This is a genomic window from Paenibacillus sp. YAE3 (assembly GCF_057546105.1).
The window spans coordinates 231,982-248,581 of the sequence record NZ_BAAIYF010000001.1 but is presented as its reverse complement, the minus strand read 5'-3'; the positions used below and the strand labels follow the sequence as shown (position 1 = coordinate 248,581).

11 protein-coding genes are annotated in these 16,600 nt (G+C 55.8%); 8 read left to right on the top strand and 3 right to left on the bottom strand.

Going from position 1 to position 16,600, the window contains the following annotated elements; genetic code table 11:
- Positions 1-41 precede the first annotated feature (41 nt).
- The 5 genes from AC27KL_RS01075 (at position 42) to AC27KL_RS01055 (ending at position 9,031) form a co-directional block, all read left to right on the top strand.
- Positions 42-1,328, top strand: a complete 1,287-nt coding sequence (locus tag AC27KL_RS01075; protein WP_339323256.1) for an ABC transporter substrate-binding protein — start codon at positions 42-44, stop codon at positions 1,326-1,328.
- A 153-nt stretch (positions 1,329-1,481) separates the two neighbouring features.
- Positions 1,482-3,932 (top strand): glycoside hydrolase family 31 protein, encoded by a 2,451-nt coding sequence (locus tag AC27KL_RS01070; protein WP_487168492.1) that lies wholly within the window; start codon positions 1,482-1,484, stop codon positions 3,930-3,932.
- Positions 3,933-4,170: 238 nt separating this feature from the next.
- Entirely contained in the window at positions 4,171-7,254 is a 3,084-nt protein-coding gene (locus AC27KL_RS01065; protein WP_487168491.1) for a DEAD/DEAH box helicase, read from the top strand.
- A gap of 41 nt (positions 7,255-7,295) precedes the next feature.
- Positions 7,296-8,027, top strand: a complete 732-nt coding sequence (locus AC27KL_RS01060; RefSeq protein ID WP_487168490.1) for a hypothetical protein — start codon at positions 7,296-7,298, stop codon at positions 8,025-8,027.
- A 179-nt stretch (positions 8,028-8,206) separates the two neighbouring features.
- On the top strand, positions 8,207-9,031 hold the full coding sequence (locus AC27KL_RS01055) for a M15 family metallopeptidase (protein WP_373316214.1): 825 nt from the start codon (positions 8,207-8,209) through the stop codon (positions 9,029-9,031).
- Positions 9,032-9,167: 136 nt separating this feature from the next.
- Here AC27KL_RS01055 and AC27KL_RS01050 read toward each other — a convergent pair whose 3' ends face one another.
- Both AC27KL_RS01050 and AC27KL_RS01045 read right to left on the bottom strand, forming a co-directional pair.
- Entirely contained in the window at positions 9,168-9,785 is a 618-nt protein-coding gene (locus tag AC27KL_RS01050) for a GTP pyrophosphokinase (RefSeq protein ID WP_081992265.1), read from the bottom strand.
- A gap of 394 nt (positions 9,786-10,179) precedes the next feature.
- Positions 10,180-10,665, bottom strand: a complete 486-nt coding sequence (locus AC27KL_RS01045; RefSeq protein ID WP_487168489.1) for a MarR family winged helix-turn-helix transcriptional regulator — start codon at positions 10,663-10,665, stop codon at positions 10,180-10,182.
- 214 nt (positions 10,666-10,879) lie between these two features.
- Between AC27KL_RS01045 and AC27KL_RS01040 the strand changes: the two genes are divergently transcribed.
- Genes AC27KL_RS01040 through AC27KL_RS01030 form a run of 3 tightly spaced genes read left to right on the top strand, consistent with a single transcriptional unit; the run spans position 10,880 to position 14,228 of the window.
- Positions 10,880-11,629, top strand: coding sequence for an SDR family NAD(P)-dependent oxidoreductase (locus tag AC27KL_RS01040; RefSeq protein WP_487168488.1), 750 nt, complete (start codon positions 10,880-10,882; stop codon positions 11,627-11,629).
- Positions 11,630-11,649: 20 nt separating this feature from the next.
- Positions 11,650-12,087, top strand: a complete 438-nt coding sequence (locus AC27KL_RS01035) for an SgcJ/EcaC family oxidoreductase (RefSeq protein WP_052146911.1) — start codon at positions 11,650-11,652, stop codon at positions 12,085-12,087.
- A 53-nt stretch (positions 12,088-12,140) separates the two neighbouring features.
- Entirely contained in the window at positions 12,141-14,228 is a 2,088-nt protein-coding gene (locus AC27KL_RS01030; protein WP_487168487.1) for a multicopper oxidase family protein, read from the top strand.
- Positions 14,229-14,388: 160 nt separating this feature from the next.
- Here the strand turns inward: AC27KL_RS01030 and AC27KL_RS01025 are convergent, their stop codons facing one another.
- Positions 14,389-16,530: an ATP-dependent helicase gene (locus tag AC27KL_RS01025; protein ID WP_487168486.1), complete on the bottom strand. Its 2,142-nt coding sequence runs from the start codon at positions 16,528-16,530 to the stop codon at positions 14,389-14,391.
- Between the last annotated feature and the right edge of the window lie 70 nt (positions 16,531-16,600).

Sequence of the window (16,600 nt, the reverse complement as noted above, 5' to 3'; positions counted from 1 at the left end):
GGCAGGATTCGGTTCACACCGCAAAAAGGGAGGACTCATTCATGAAAAAACGTTCCAAAATCACGCTTGCTTCGATGCTCGCGCTTTCCGTTGTTCTGGCGGGCTGCGGCTCGAAAACGGACAAAACGGCCGACGGCGGAAGCGAAGGGCAAGGCGGCACCAAAACGATTCATATTTTCCAGTTCAAAGTCGAAATCGCGGAAGCGCTCAATAAACTAAAAGCCGATTACGAGGCAAGCCATCCCGGCATCAAGCTGGATATCCAAACGGTCGGCGGCGGTTCCGACTACGGCGCGGCCCTGAAAGCGAAATTCGCGTCCGGCGAAGAACCCGACATTTTCAACGTCGGCGGGTATACGGATCTGAACACCTGGGCGGATAAGCTTGAGGATCTGTCGGGCGAAAAATGGGTTAGCGACATGGTGGACGTGTCCAAAGACCAAATCACGAAAGACGGCAAAATTTACGGCATGCCGATGAACCTTGAGGGCTACGGCTTCGTCTACAACAAGGATCTGTTCAAAAAAGCGGGCATCACCGAAACGCCGAAAACGCTGACGGAGCTGGACGCAGCCGCCAAAAAGCTGCAGGATGCCGGCATCACGCCGTTCGTCAACGGCTACCAGGAAGGCTGGATTTTGGGACAACATACGCTGAACGTAGCGTTTTCCCATCAGAAGGATCCCGGCGCTTATATCGAAGGCCTGAACAAGGGTACGGAAAAATTCGCAGGCAACCCGCAGATGGACGGGCTGATGAAGCTGTTTGACCTGACGCTGAAATACGGCAACAAAAACCCGCTGACGACCGACTACAACACGGAAATGACCATGTTCGCAAACGGCCAGGCCGCGATGACGCAGCAGGGCAACTGGACGCAGGTGCAAATCGACGGCATTACGCCGAACATGAACATCGGACTCCTGCCGATGCCGATCAGCGATAACGCGGAAGAAAACGACAAGCTGCTCGTCGGCGTGCCGAACAACTGGGTCGTCAACAAAAACTCCAAAGTTAAAGACGACGCGAAGGAATTTTTGAACTGGCTCGTGACGTCCGATCAAGGCAAAAACTACATCACGAAGGAATTCAAGTTCATCCCGGCGTTCAAGAGCATCGACGCGACGGAACAGGATCTCGGCGCGCTGGGCGCGGAAATCCTGAAATACAGCAAAGAAAACAAAGTGCTCAGCTGGCAGTTCGCCCGATTCCCTGAAGGCGCTTGGAATGAATTCGGTTCGAGCATGCAAAGCTATATTGCAGGCAAATCGGACAAAGACCAGCTGCTGGCGGATTTCCAGAAAACTTGGGATAACCTGAAAAAATAAAAAGAACGAAGCGGCATCGGCCGATAAGAGGAGGCTCCCTTTGAACATTCGAAAGGAGCCTCTTTCCATCCCGGACATCCGTACAAAGGCGTCACAACTACGGAAAACGCAAGGAATCGGCATCATGTGCACCAAGAAGAAGGAGCGAGAGACATGGAAGGAAGCGAAGCAATCCGCCCGGACAAATACACGGAGGCGGGTCACACGGAAACAGGAAGATACTTGGGTGCGTTCCAAAAGCTGGAGCGGCGCGGGGATGCGTTTGTTTTGCGGGCCGAACGCGGCGGAGCGGCGGTATTGTTCCCGGCGGACGGAATATTCCGGATCAAATTTTTTTGGCAGGGAGAACCGGACTTGTCGTCGACGGTGGCGATCGACCCGGCGTTCAGGCAAAAAAGCGAAAGCGAGATCGGGCTGGAGGAAACCGGCGACCGGGTGATCCTTCGTACTTCCCTGATCGCGCTTGAAATCGACAAAACCACGTTTGCGTTCACGGTCCGCGACAAGGAAGGGAAGGTTCTCTGCCGGCAGACCCGCCTTGTGTGCCAACCGCGGAGCGGCGTGCACGCGGTATATGACATGCCGCAGGACTCGCATTTTTACGGCCTCGGGGAGAAATCCAGCTTCCTCGACAAACGCGGCGAGCGTTACACGAACTGGAACACCGACGTTTATGCGCCCCATGTGCCGGAAATCGAGGCGCTGTACCAATCGATCCCGTTCGTGATCCATATGGCCGGGGGAACGAGCTGCGGCCTCTTCTTGGATAACCCGGGCCGGACCGAGGTGGATATGAGAACGCATGCCGATGCGTTTACGATGGGCTGCAGCACCGGGGATTATGATCTCTATTTCATCGCGGGGCCGTCGGTGAAGGACGTGGTCACGCGCTATACGGCGCTGACCGGACGCATCGAGCTGCCGCCGAAATGGGCGCTCGGGTACCATCAATCCCGTTACAGCTACATGGATCAGGAGGAGGTATTGGAGCTCGCGCGCACCTTCCGCGAAAAAAACATACCATGCGACGTCATTTATTTGGATATCCATTATATGGACGGGTACCGGGTGTTTACGTTCGATCCGCTGCGTTTCCCCGATCCGGAAGCGATGATCAAGGAGCTGCGCGGCATGGGCATCCGCATCGTGCCGATCGTCGATCCGGGCGTCAAAAAGGATCCGAAATACGACGTGTACAGGGAAGGCGTGCAGCAGGGGCATTTTTGCACCAAGCTCGAAGGCGACATTTATTTCGACGAGGTATGGCCCGGAACAAGCGCGTTCCCGGATTTCACCGATGACCGGACGTCGAAGTGGTGGGGGGATCTTCATTCCTTTTACACGGAGAACGGAATCGAAGGCATCTGGAACGACATGAACGAACCGGCCGTGTTCAATGAGAGCAAAACGATGGACCTGGACGTCATGCACCGGAACAACGGCGATTTGAAGACGCATGAGGAGCTGCATAACCTTTACGGGCTGCTGATGTCCAAAGCGACGGCGGAGGGGCTGAAGCGGCAGCTGGACAACCGCCGCCCGTTCGTGCTGACCCGCGCGGGGTATGCCGGCATTCAGCGTTACGCGGCGGTATGGACGGGAGACAACCGCAGCTTCTGGGAGCATATGGCGCTGGCGATGCCGATGGTGCTGAACATGGGCCTGTCGGGTTTGCCTTTCGCCGGTCCCGATATCGGCGGCTTTGCCCACCATACGTCGGGACAGCTGCTTGTGCGGTGGACGCAAATGGGCGCGTTTTTCCCGTATTTCCGCAACCATTCCGCAATCGATACGCTGCGACAGGAGCCTTGGGCGTTCGGCGCGGAGACGGAGGAGATCATCCGGAAGTACATCGGTCTTCGCTACCGCTGGCTGCCGCATATCTACAACCTGTTCCAGGAAGCGGCGGCCACAGGCCTGCCGGTGATCCGCCCGCTTGTACTGGAATATCCGGATGACCCAAACGTGACCAACCTATGCGACCAATTCCTGCTCGGCGATGCCGTGCTGATCGCGCCGGTTTACCGCCCCGATACGGATCACCGCGCCGTTTATTTGCCGGAAGGCCGATGGTTCGATTATTGGACGGGCAAAAAGCTCGAAGGGGGACGGCATATTCTGGCCGCCTGCCCGCTGGATACGATGCCGATGTACGTCAAATCCGGGGCGATCGTGCCCGAGGGCGCGCTTGCGCAGCATGCGGACGACCAGACGAACGGGAACCTGACGTTCCATATCTACGGCGCGGAAGCCCAAAGCGGATTCCAGGCGGAGTACAGCCTTTACGAGGATGACGGCGCCACCTACGATTACCGCGATCAAACCTACTCCCGTTTGAATGTGCGCCTTGAAGGCCAAGAGGGAGGCCTCAAGCTGTCGTATGCCTATGCGCATCGACAATACGAGGCGAACCGGAGCCTGCTGCGGTTTAAGCTTTGCCGTCCGGAATTCGCTCCGAGCGGGGTGCAGGGGCTGGATGCCATTACGGCCGAGCAGCTCGGCGAAGGAGCCGAAGGCTGGCATGTGGACGGAGAAGGCAGCCTGATCATCCAGGCGGCGGACCGGCCGTCCGGAGCAAGCTGGATGATCACAGCCGCAAATTAACGCATGAGCCAAGCCTGTTTTGAACCGGAATCCCGGGGAAAAACAGGCTTGTTTTTTTAGGCGAAACCGTTTCCCCTTTGCGTTCGAAGCCGTTTGCAGAGGCAGAGTCCCGCGCGCCGCCGCTCCCGGACAAAACTTCGTCATGCGCCGAAAAATAACGATTGAGGTTTTTAAATTCGGCGGTTTTCGTATAAGATGAAGATATTATGTTTAATCACGGAAACGACAGGAGACAACCATGAATCAACCGCTATATGGCGTATGGCTAGGAGACGTGTTTTTTTGTTTTTCGGGAGAAATGTCCGAACCGAAGGTAGACGCGTGGAGCAAGGTCGTCAGATCGCTCCAGCTTCCGGACGGGTCGAAGCCGTTTAAGCAGGCGGTTCTCCGGCTGGCGGAGCTTCGGTACCCTTCGCCGTCCGCCGGCCAGCGAACGGCCCGGCGCGGCGAAAAGCGGCAGCTGATGGGCAGAACGCTGGAGGGGCTGGCCCTTTCGCCGGCCGATGCCTTTCACATGCTGCTCGCTTTGGATGAAGCCGCCTGCTCGCGCCTCGGCCTTCGGCCGGGAGCGGAGATGGGCTATTGGGCCAAGGCTGCGCGTTTTGCGCTGGAGCTGCTGATTCGCGGCCAAATCGCGCCGGGAACGGCCGAGGTATCCGCGGGAGGCACCCGGCGGCGTGCGGGCGTGCTTGCGCTGACGGGCAGCTGGAAGCCAAGGCTGCGCGAGCCGCATGACGTGGAGCGTTTCAGGCAGCTTGCCGGCGCCATGCCGCCGGTCGGGCTTGGCGTGCCCGCGCTTCTTGGAAGCGAGCCGATGACGAAACATGAGGCGGGGGCAGCGGTGCTGCATTCGTTTCTCAGCGCGATGATCCATGCCAGCGTGCAGGAGATCGTGCGGGCGCAGGAAGGCAAGCTCTCGCGGTATCAGGCCGACTACCGGCGCGGAACGTCGCCGCTGGCCGAGCTTTGGTGGAACAGCCTGCTGACGGCGAGCCGGACGATTTCCGCTCAGGGAACGACGGAAGAGATCACGGGTTTGGCCGAGGACGTGGCGGCCGCGGGGTTTACTTCGGTTCCCGAAGGCCCGCAGGACGAGGAGCGTTCCCGATCCGGCCGGCTGCGGCTCGGATTTCGCCTCGCTCCGAACCATACGGAGGAGCAGGAGCGCTGGAAGGTTACCTTTTGGGCGGAATTTCAGGACGAATTCGGCGCCTGGCTGCCGGCCGCGGCGATCTGGGGATACAAGGAACGCGACATTGAGCGGCGCGGGAAAACCTATATGAACGTGCAGGAGCAAATGCTGACCCTGCTGGGGGAAGCGGCCGAACTCTCCCCTGAAATCGCCGCGGCGCTTACCGTGCCTGCGCCCCAGGGGTTGGAGCTGTCGAGCGAAGAAATGGTGGCGTTCGTAAGGCATTCGGTTCCGCGGCTGAACAAGGCGGGAATGGCCGTGCAGATGCCGTCCAAATGGAGCCGGAAGGGCCGGCGGCGGGTCGGGTTGTCTTTAAAAATGCAAACCGACGACCATAAACCGGGCCTCCCCGTGGTCGGCATGGAGCAGCTGGTCTCCTTCCGCGTGGAGGCGGCGCTTGACGGGCTAACGCTGTCGCGCGAGGAGCTGGCCGAGCTGGCCGAAGCTTCCTTGCCTTACGTCAAATTCCGCGGGGAATGGATCGAGCTGGATTTGAAGGAAATCCGCCAGGTTCTCCGATATTTGAAAAAACATGACGAAGGCGAAATGGACCTTTCGGAATGGCTTCATTTATCGGCGGAAGAAGGCGGGGAGCGGTTCTGGAAAGGCATTCCGGTGCTCGGGCTTGAAACGGCCGGGTACCTTGAGTCGCTGCTGGGCGAAGACGGCCCGCGCAAAGTGCCGGTCAGACCGGTGCCGGCATCGCTGCACGGCGTGCTGCGCCCGTATCAGGAGCGGGGATTTCAATGGCTGTCCGCCATGAGGGACATGGGCTTCGGCGTCTGCCTGGCGGATGACATGGGTTTGGGCAAAACGATTCAGGTCATTACCTGCTTGCTGGAACAGCACCGGAAGGGCATGAATCCGGTTCTGATCGTATGTCCGACGTCGCTGCTCGGCAACTGGCAGCGCGAGCTGCAGCGCTTTGCCCCGGATTTGAACCTGTATATCCACCACGGCAACCGCCGGCTGCACGGCGAACAGTTTTTGCAGGAAGCCGGCAAACATGACCTGGTGCTGACCACGTACCACTTGGCGGGAAGGGACGGAGCGGACCTGGCCGCCATGGCCTGGACGTCCGTCGTGTTGGATGAAGCCCAATACATTAAAAACCACCGCACCAAACAGGCGCAGAGCGTGATGAAGCTGTCGGCCCCCCACCGCATCGCGATGACGGGAACGCCGGTGGAGAACCGCCTGGGCGAGCTTTGGTCGATTTTTCACTTTTTGAATCCGGGATACCTCGGCACCGCGACATCGTTCCGGCAGCGTTATACGGCCAGCGATGCAGGGACGGAAAAACTGCAGGAGCTTCATAAGCTGGTCGCTCCCTTTATGCTGCGGCGCCTCAAAAGCGACCCGGATATCCGCAAGGATTTGCCGGAGAAGCTGGAAATCAAGTCGTATTGCGCGCTCACGCCGGTTCAGGGTGCCATGTACCAGGCCGTCGTCGAGCAGGTGATGGAGCAAATCGGGAACGAAACCGGCATTGCCCGCAAAGGGCTCGTGTTGTCCTCGCTGACCAAGCTGAAGCAGATTTGCGATTCGCCGCAGCTGCTCGGCAGGGAAGAAAAAGGGTCCAAGGGCGAATCCTCCGGCAAAATGGAGCGGCTCTGCGAGCTGCTTGACCAGATTCAGGAATCGGGGGAAGCCGCTTTGATTTTTACGCAATACGTGGCGATGGGGCATCTGATCGTGGCGCGCCTGGAGCAGCGGTACGGCGTCAAACCGTTCTTTTTGCACGGGGGCGTCTCAAAGCAGGAACGGGACCAGATGGTCAGCGCGTTCCAGAACGGGAAGGGTTCGCCGTTTTTCGTGCTTTCGCTGAAAGCGGGGGGCGTCGGCTTGAACCTGACCCGGGCGAACCATGTGCTGCATTACGACCGGTGGTGGAACCCGGCGGTGGAGAACCAGGCGACGGACCGCGTATTCCGCATCGGCCAGCAGAAAAACGTCCAGGTCCACAAGCTGATCTGCCAAGGAACGCTGGAAGAGCGGATCGACGAGCTGATCGAACATAAAAAGGCGTTGTCCGAGCAGGTCGTCGGCTCCGGGGAAACGTGGCTGACCGAAATGTCCGACAGCGAGCTCAGGGAACTGATTACGCTTCAGGGAGAAGATTGGATGTAACCTTCAAGGAAGTAAGAACACAGCAGACCGGGAGGGGTACGATGACGAATTACATGGATACGTTCGAGCTGAGCATTGTCCCCGGCTGGATTCATGCCACAGCGGCGCCGGTCAAGGAGATCAGGCAAGGTGCGCCCTGGGAGGCCCATATACCGGCGGCTCCTTTTGCCGCGGAGGAAACCGCGGACATTCTCAGGGAGCTTGCCGGACATCCGCTTGAACTGCATGCTTTGCTGAAAGGGCAAATGCCTTTATGGCTCGAGGAGGACGTCATGTCGCAGTATGCGCCGGATTTGGACCAGGCAACATGCGCATGCGGGCAGGATGGCTGCGATCATATCCGGCTGGTTTTGGAAGAAGCGGAGCGAAAGTTCCGGGCGGAGCCGCTGCTCCGTTTGGCGCTGCTGGGGCTGCCGAGGGACCAGCTGCTGAACGCCGTCTTCCGGGATTGGGCCGAGCGGGTGCCTCCGGCAGCCGAATCCTCGGACGGCGATGCCTTGGGCAAACTTGAGGAAAAAGGAAAAGGCGGTCCGCTGGCGGGAGAATGGCTGGCCGAGGCTGCGGAGCAGGGGAAACTGCATGAGCCGGGAGCGGGGTTTCGCGACGTGGCTGTTTCATTGCGGACGGAGCCGGTTGACGAATTCGAGGTCGACGATTGGGCGGCGCTGCTGCCCCGGGTGAAAAACGTGCAGCAGATCATTCGCCAAATCGCGTCCGATGCAGCCGATAAAGCGCGGGAACGCGCGGACAAATTAAACAATCCGGCTCCATGACCCGCTGAAGGGTTCCGCATTCTGCTTTTGGGGCTGCTGAACGGTTCCGTGACGATCCGTGACGATTCATGCGCGATGCGCTTATTCCCAAAATTCGACTTGTTTTGCCGCAACTCCAAGAATCAAGTACAATGGACATAAATGACTGGCGAGGCAGAGTTAGGAGAATGGACATGAGCATGCAAACATGGAAAAAGGGATTATGGACGTGCCTGCTTGTAACCGCGCTTGTGCTTCCGACGGCCGTGCTGAGCGGCTGCGAGAAGACCGGCGGTTCCGGCAGCGAGCAGGGACAAGCCCTGAAAGGGGCGGGAAGCAGCGAACAGGAAAATCAGGTTCCGGCGGATCCGGTCATGCAAAAACGCAGCGAAAGCTCGCTGCAGGCGACGATCAAAGAAGAGGACGGAAAAGAAGTGGTCACGAATCCGGAGGCGATGACGGTCATCGTCAACAAGCAGCGGAGCCTGCCGGAAGGATACGAACCGTCCGACCTCGTGGAGCCGAACGTGCCGTTTTCCTTCGACGGGCCGCACGAGAAACGGCATATGCGCAAAGAGGCGGCTGAGGCCCTCGAAAAGCTGTTTGCGGGCGCGAAAGAGGACGGCATTGAGCTTCGGGCGGTCTCGGGGTACCGCTCGTACAAGCGTCAAAAATCCATTTACGAAAACAACGTACGGACCAAAGGCGAAGAATATGCTTCCCGCGTAAGCGCGGTGCCGGGAACGAGCGAGCATCAGACCGGCCTGACGATCGACGTATCCAGCCCGAGCGTTAACAATGAGCTGGAGGAAACGTTCGGCGACTCGCCGGAAGGCAAGTGGCTTGCCGAGCATGCGCCGGAATACGGCTTCGTGATCCGGTATCCTAAAGGCCGCGAGGACATTACGGGGTATGTGTACGAGCCGTGGCATATCCGCTACATCGGCGTGGACCTGGCGGAAGACGTGGCGAAAAGCGGCCTGACGCTGGAGGAGTATTTCGACGAGGCGAATATCAAGCTGTAGGCAAGGGGATAGAAGGTATCGCTTCCTTGGACAAAGATAAAGGACGGACAGGCATGTTAGCCTGATCCGTCCTTTTTTGTGCAACGATGACTTGTCGTCCCGCTGTCGTTCATGGAGCACACGGGAAATTTCTGCCCTATTCCTCCTGGACTTCCTGCAATTCCTGCGGATAATACTCCCCGGCCGACGCCAGGATTTCGTCGCGCAAGCGAAGCATTTGATGATCCAGCTTATCCGCGGCCACGGCCGCTTCCTTCAATTCGGTCACGACGTGGCGCGGAACCTGTTTATCGTATTTGTAAAAAATGATATGTTCCATGCTGGCCCAGAAATCCATCGCTAACGTCCGCATTTGAATTTCGACCTTCATCCAGCGCGTGCCTTCGAACAAAATGAGCGGGACCTCGACGATGACATGCAGGCTCTGGTAACCGTTAGGTTTTGGATTGGCGATGTAATCCTTGATTTCGATGATGCGAATATCGTCCCGATGCGAAAAATGATCGAGCAGACGGTAAATGTCCTGCACGAAAGCGCACACGATCCGCATGCCGGCAATATCGTGAATATGGTTCAAAATATTGTCCAGCGTAAACTCGATGCCCTTGCGCTCCAGTTTATTGATAATGCTTTTGGGTTCCTTGATCCGGACCTTGATATGTTCGATCGGGCTGTAGCCGTCTTGAAGCTTCAGCTCGGTCTTGATGAGTTTGATCTTATTTTGGAGCTCCTCCAGGGCAAGCTTATAAAGCATCGGAAGCCTTTTCCATTCATTGAATTGGTTCAGCAAATTGTTCTCGATATCAAGCTTTTCCAAATCCTTCAGGGTGACAGAGCCCACTGCAAGCTGATGATTCGATTCTTCTTTCAATGGTCGGTTCTCCTATATCTGCTTTTTTTGATGTGCCTTGCGACCGGATGCATGCTCCGATCCTCTACACTTATTTTACCTGAAAAGACGGACCCATGGCAAAAGCGTCATATGGGAATTGCGGATCTTCGTCATGTACCAAAAGATATCTGAAAGCAGCGGTCATATTCGAAATATCGGCTCATGAGGTTGATAAACCTCAACTAATGAAAACCCTTAAGCATCCCGTTTTTTGGGAAAGCTTAAGGGTTTTTGCTGTACAGTACGGGCGGCGCTTTTAAGATTGATTCTTCATTTTTTCCATTTCAGCCAACGTCATGTCATTGCATAGCCGGATGAATTCAAGGATCAAACGCGTTTGTTCCTCATCGTACCGCGAAAGGATCTGAAGCGTCGACTGCATGATCGACTCGAACTGGGGAGAGATTCGGGACGAGCTGCCTTCGGCAGGTTTGACTACGACGCGCCGCCGATCCTTCGGGTCCTTATCCCTAACGACATAACCGGCCTGCTCCAATCGGTCGATCACGTTGGTCACAGCGCCTGTGGTTAGTCCGGTTAATTCAGCCAGCTGACCGGCGGTAACGGGTCCGGTGCGATTCAAAAAATCCAGGCACTTGTGGTCGGTTGCATTCAACCCCAATTTTTCGGAAACGAGTTGGTGCAGCATCACCGCCCGCGCGCTGTTTTGGCGTAATTCGTAAACCAGATCCTGTTGCAGCGGAGTAAGGTCTGAAAAAAGATGGGAATGATCTCTTGACATTATCTAACCTCCAAGTTATTATGAATTTATCTTAATCAGTTAAGATAAATAATTGATAAAGATAAATGATTCATTAAGAAACTTTATCTACCAAGATAATATGCCAAAAGTATACCATAACGCTGCATGATCGCCAAATTTTATCCGCGTAAGAGCCAATGAGGGCGAAATGATGAAAAAAGTAAAATATTTTAATTGATGGAGGGTACTGAGGATGGATTACGGTTTACGTGGAAAAGTGGTTTTGATTACCGGGGGTTCACGGGGAATTGGCAGGGCGGCCGCCCGGAAGTTCGCTGCAGAAGGCGCTCACGTCTACATTACCTATTTGAGTAATCGAAGCGAGGCGGACCGAACGATCGACGATATTCACTTGTCCGGAGGTTCCGCCCAGGCGGTCCAGCTATCCTTGAATGACGAGCAAAGCATCCATCGGGTCATCAATCAAGCGAAGGAAGAGAGGGGCCGATTGGATGTGCTCGTGAATAATGCCGTGTATTGGGGGCAAGAAGCCCCGATCGAGGATCCTGCGAACGAGGCGTGGTTTTCCGTCATCGATCAGACCGTCAAGGGGACGTATCTCATTACGAAAGCGGCCGTTCCGCTTATGAAGCAGGGGGGATGGGGGCGACTGATTCATGTTTCTTCCAGCCTGGTTTACAGCGGCAAACCTAATGAATCCGCCAACGTAACCGCTAAAGCAGCTTTGCACGGATTCAGCCGCACCTTGGCGGTAGAGCTGGCTTCAGATGGGATCTATTCCAATGTGGTTATTCCCGAATTAACGTTATCCGAATGGGTGTCGCACGCGTTCCCGCAACAGATGCTCGAAGAATACGCTCAATCGTTTCCGCCCCAAAGAATGGGGACCCCGGAAGATGTCGCTAATTTGATCGTTTATTTGGGATCAACGGCAAACAGTTTTGTAAATGGCGAAGAAATCCGCGTTACAGGCGGCAAATAACAAAGGGAGTGTGAATGAACATGGAAAATCGCAACCAAATGAAAGAAATTGAAAGCTTGTTTGAGAAGATGAAGCTGGCTTGGGGCAAAGGAGATGGAGAGGCTTACGGCGCATGTTTCACTGAAGATGCCGACTATGTCACGTTTCAAGGGGAGCATCTGCAAGGAAGAAAAGCGATTGCCGATACGCATCAAGAACTTTGGAACAGCGTATTAAAGGGATCGACTCTGGAAGGCGAGATCAAGAAGATCCGTTTCGTGACACCGGACATCGCGATTTTTCATGGACTCGGCGTCGTCAAACTCAAGTGGCAAAAAACAGCCCCGAAGAAAAGGGATTCGATAAATACGAATGTTGCCGTCAAACAAAACGGCGAGTGGAAGATCGCCGCTTTCCAGAATAGCCGGATCTCGGGCCCGAGCCTCATGCAAAAAATATTTACGAAGCTTAGCAAATAACAATTTTTATTTAAGAGATACCCGGCTATTTTAACGGTGGAAAGGAAAACGCAATGTTCGAAACGATTGCAAGTATGATGTTAACCTATGCGATGACGGCACTATGGTTTATCGTCGGTACGGGAGCCGCGGGGCTCCCGTACGTCCAAAGTCATCGCCGGCTGAAAGTCTGGGGAATGCTATTGCGCTGCATAAGTTATATCGGTCTTGCATTGGCCTTGTTATGGTGCATCCTGATCGTCAGCCTATACGTTAGGTGCGGCTGGTTGTTCGTTGAGGGCATCGTCAAATCGATTTTTCCCATCATGTTGATCGGTTATATCCCCGTGGTTTTGTACACGCTCCCCCGCTTAAGAAGCTTTCGAGCATCCAGTCCCGACAAACGGCCTTCAGATACGCTGATCAAAACAAGCCATCCCATGCTCGTGATCCCGCCTTATGCGGCTGCTTTCGCTTCAGGCATTGCGGCTTTTCATACGATCTTTTCGCAACCCACCCTTCCGAGCCTGCTCGAAACGGCACAGATGATCGTTCTGTTTCTCCTCGTTCAGGTTGTCCCTGCCCTTTTCGTCATCAGGAGACATCAGGCGATTCTGAAGGGGGCATTCACTGCGGCTCCTTTTTGGAAAAGGCTGTTGAAGTTCTTCGTGTCGGGTGCGGCGACGGCGATCGTAGCCATTGCGGTCGTGGTCGTTCAGGCTTGGGCAGACTTTAACGCGTCGAAACTGCCGGAGGCTTCGGATATGATGAATCATCAATGGATGGACGAAGGGGACGGTACGCCAACCATGATGATGTCCGGACATCATAACCATGCAAATATGGTGGAAGTATCGGCGCTTACGGGAGACATTTCTATTCCTGCGGATATTACGTATCTGCTCGTCGCGCAGAAGCGGGAAATTACGCTTGCATCAGGTGCCGTGGTCGAAGCCTGGACATATAACGGGGAGGCGGCTCCCGAGCTAAGAGCGCAGCAAGGAGATATGGTAGAAGTAAAGCTGATCAACAAGAATATCGATAAAGGAGTCACGATCCATTGGCATGGATACGATGTGCCGAACGCCATGGACGGCGTGCCTGGCATGACCCAAAACGTTGTCAATCCCGGGGAATCCTTCACTTATAAGTTTCGCGCCGAACAAGCAGGGACGTATTGGTTCCACTCCCACCAGCAGGCGGCAGAGCAAGTACGCAACGGTCTGTTCGGATCATTTGTCGTTGAACCCAAAAAGGAGACGATCCGCTACGATGAAGAGGTCACGCTCATCAATCATAACTGGAATACCGATCAAGGGGAGCGGACGGCTTTTGGGGATCAGGATCGTATGCAGAGGAAGCAGGTGAAGCCGGGGAAGATCATAAAGCTGAGGCTCATCAATGCCAATAATCAATCCCAGAAGTATTTGCTGCAAGGGAGCGATTATAAAATCACGAGTATTGACGGTACTCCCATTCAGCAGCCGGAGTCTTTATCGGATCAAACCGCATTCAGACTGGCGGCCGGCGGAAGATACGACGTCTCTTTTACGATGCCGGATCATCCGGTGCTCTTGAAATTAGGCGAATCTACGGATGCTGATGGACCGGGTATCCTGTTTTACGGCGATTCTCCGCCGGACGCCATCCGGTTTCAAACGGAATCCAGCCTGTTTGATCCGTCCCGGTACGGGAAGCCTGCCGTGAATGAATGGACTGCTGCGACTGAGTTCGATAGGGAATTTACGATGATATTGGGAAACAGGATGGGATTCTACAACGGAAAATTCAACTATCTTTGGACCATTAACGGAGAAGTTTATCCTCATACGCCTACTCTTGTCGTCAAGGAAGGCGAGAAAATCAAAACGACCTTTATCAATAAAAGCCTCTCCGAGCATCCGATGCATCTTCACGGACATCATATGACGGTATTGAAGAAAAACGGGAAAAGCGTCGAGACGCCTTGGGTAACCGATACATTAAACGTCAATCCGGACGAAACGTATGAGGTGGCATTTACTGCCGACAACCCGGGTATGTGGATGGACCACTGTCATATACTCGACCATGCTTCGGTCGGCATGATGCTGCATCTGATGTATGACAATGTGATCCCCTCTTTTGAAGCGGGAACGAGATCGGGAAACATGCCCGAATAGCGTCAAGACCTATATAGAAGCAAAAGATATTTACGAACTTTAGCAAATATGTACGCCCATATAAAAAGGCAGCCGACTTCTTTCAGTCAGCTGCCTTTTTTTAACCAACCGCCAGATTTCTGGTCATTTCCCCGCGACCGGCAGCGGGCATTCCCGACAGCTATTGCCGGGTACGCTGCCTGGAACCCGCGGCAGGGCGGGTAGAAGCGGATTTGGATTCCTTGGCGGGTTTGATGCCGTAGGCCTCCAGCAAAAACCGCGACGGTGCGGCAGGCTTGCTGTGGTAATAGGCCGGCGAACTTATGTACAGCCGCTCCTTGGCCCGGGTCACGGCCACATAAGCGAGCCTTCGCTCCTCTTCCAGGGCCGCCTCATAAATTTGTTCCTCCGCCGCTTCGGGACGGACGGCTTTGAGCTCCTCCGGCGGTTTGTCTTTCAGGGCCGTGCTGTGCGGGAGAATGCCTTCGCTGGCCCCGATCAAATAAACGTACGGAAATTCAAGCCCTTTGGCCCGGTGGATGGTCATGAGTTGGACGGCGTCGCCTTCGTTTTTGTCCTTCAGCGCCTCCATTCGGGCATGGCGCAAGGACAGCTCGTCCGCATAAGCGACAAACCGCTCCACCGAATCAAAACGCGCCGCGGCGCTTTCGAGTTCCTCGAGCGAATCGAGAACCATGTCCCTGTATTGCGTATATACAAGGGGATCGCCCGCCTGCACGTATTTATCGTAAAAAAGGCGGCGCATTTCCTGAAGCGCATAGGCGGGCTTCATCGCTTTCAATGATTTGATCAGCCGGATCCGCTCTTTCACGGCGTCCTGCTGAAACGATTGCAGCCTGCTCCAGCGCGTCAGATGGATAAGAGGGTATTTCTTCCGGGTTTCCTTTTCCTGCGCCAGAATGAAGGCATGGCCTTCTTCCTTGGGCACGTAAAGCGGGCCGAGCGCGCCCGGCAAAGCCTCCATTCGGCGCGGATTCAGGCTGAGCCGCAAATGGTCCATCAGCGGCTTGATCAGCGGCTGGTCGTAAAACACGGCCTGGCTGCCGTATTGCACGAACGGAATGTCGCGCATGAGCAGCTGCTCCAGAACGGCGCGGCTGCTGCCCGCGGTCCGGTGCAAAATGGCGATGTCCTTATACGCGGCTTTACCGCTCCGCACCTGGCGGGCGAGATGATCCACGACCCATGCGGCTTCCTCCTCGGGATGGGAAGGCCGGACATATTGCGGCATCCGCCCGGACGGGCCTGCAGCCTTGAGATCTTTCGGGCGGCGGGCCCGGTTATGGCGCACGATGGCGCCGCCGAGTCCCAGGATCCGGCTGTCGCTCCGGTAATTGATATCGAGCGTGACGATTTTGCTTTCGGGATACAGCTTGTCGAATTCCAAAATCGACTCCTGGCGCGCTCCGTTAAACGTATATATGGTCTGGTCGTCGTCGCCGACCACGGCGAGGTTGCGGTGCGCCGCAGCGAGATATTGCACCAGCTCGTATTGAATCAGGTTCGTGTCCTGGAACTCGTCGACCATAATCCAAGCGTACCGGTTCTGCAGCCGTTTAAGGAACAGGCGGTCATCCATGCGCCGCCGCAGCTGCAGCAGGATGTCGTCGAAATCCCATAGGTTCCGCTCCTGCTTCCAGTCTTCATAGGCTGTCAGAATATTCTTTACCGCCGCTTCATCGTCCGTTCGGTCCGGGAGCTCGTCGGCGCCTTTCCCCTGCATTTTCCATGAGGACAAAGCGGCAAGCAGCGTTTCGGGCTGGAAGGTCTGGGCGGAACCCAGCCGCCTCAGAATCATTTTCATAATGGTGTGCTGGGCGCCGAATTCGCCCAAAATCTGCTCCTTGTATCCATTCCGCCGCAGCATCAGAAGGGCGAAAGAGTGGAACGTCCTGGCCTCGACGGCATGGGCGGCGGCCGGACCGACGCCGGGCATGCGGGCGATTCGCTCCTTGATTTCGCGCGCCGCTTTGCTCGTGAACGTCACGAGCAAAATGCCGGAAGCCGGCACGCGCCGGACCGCAAGCAGGTAAGCGGTTCGCGCCGCGAGCACCGTCGTTTTGCCGCAGCCGGCCCCGGCGAGGATCAGCATCGGGCCTTCCCCGTGCCGTACGGCCTTGATTTGCGGCGCATTCAGCAGGATGCCGCTATTCTCCAGCTCGCGGAAGAAGAAGGCGTCCGGTTCATCGTTTTTGACCAGCTCGCGGCTGGTCAGCGTAGGTGCGGTTTTGGCCTGCGGAGGCGCGGCCGAAGCCGGCACTTGGGCTGGAACGCCTGTCGGCGTCAGCTGCGTGTTTACCATGGCTGCACCCTCCTTATGTCTGAAAATATTGAAGTTATCGATTGCTTTTTTAGCAGTGGCACATGAAATT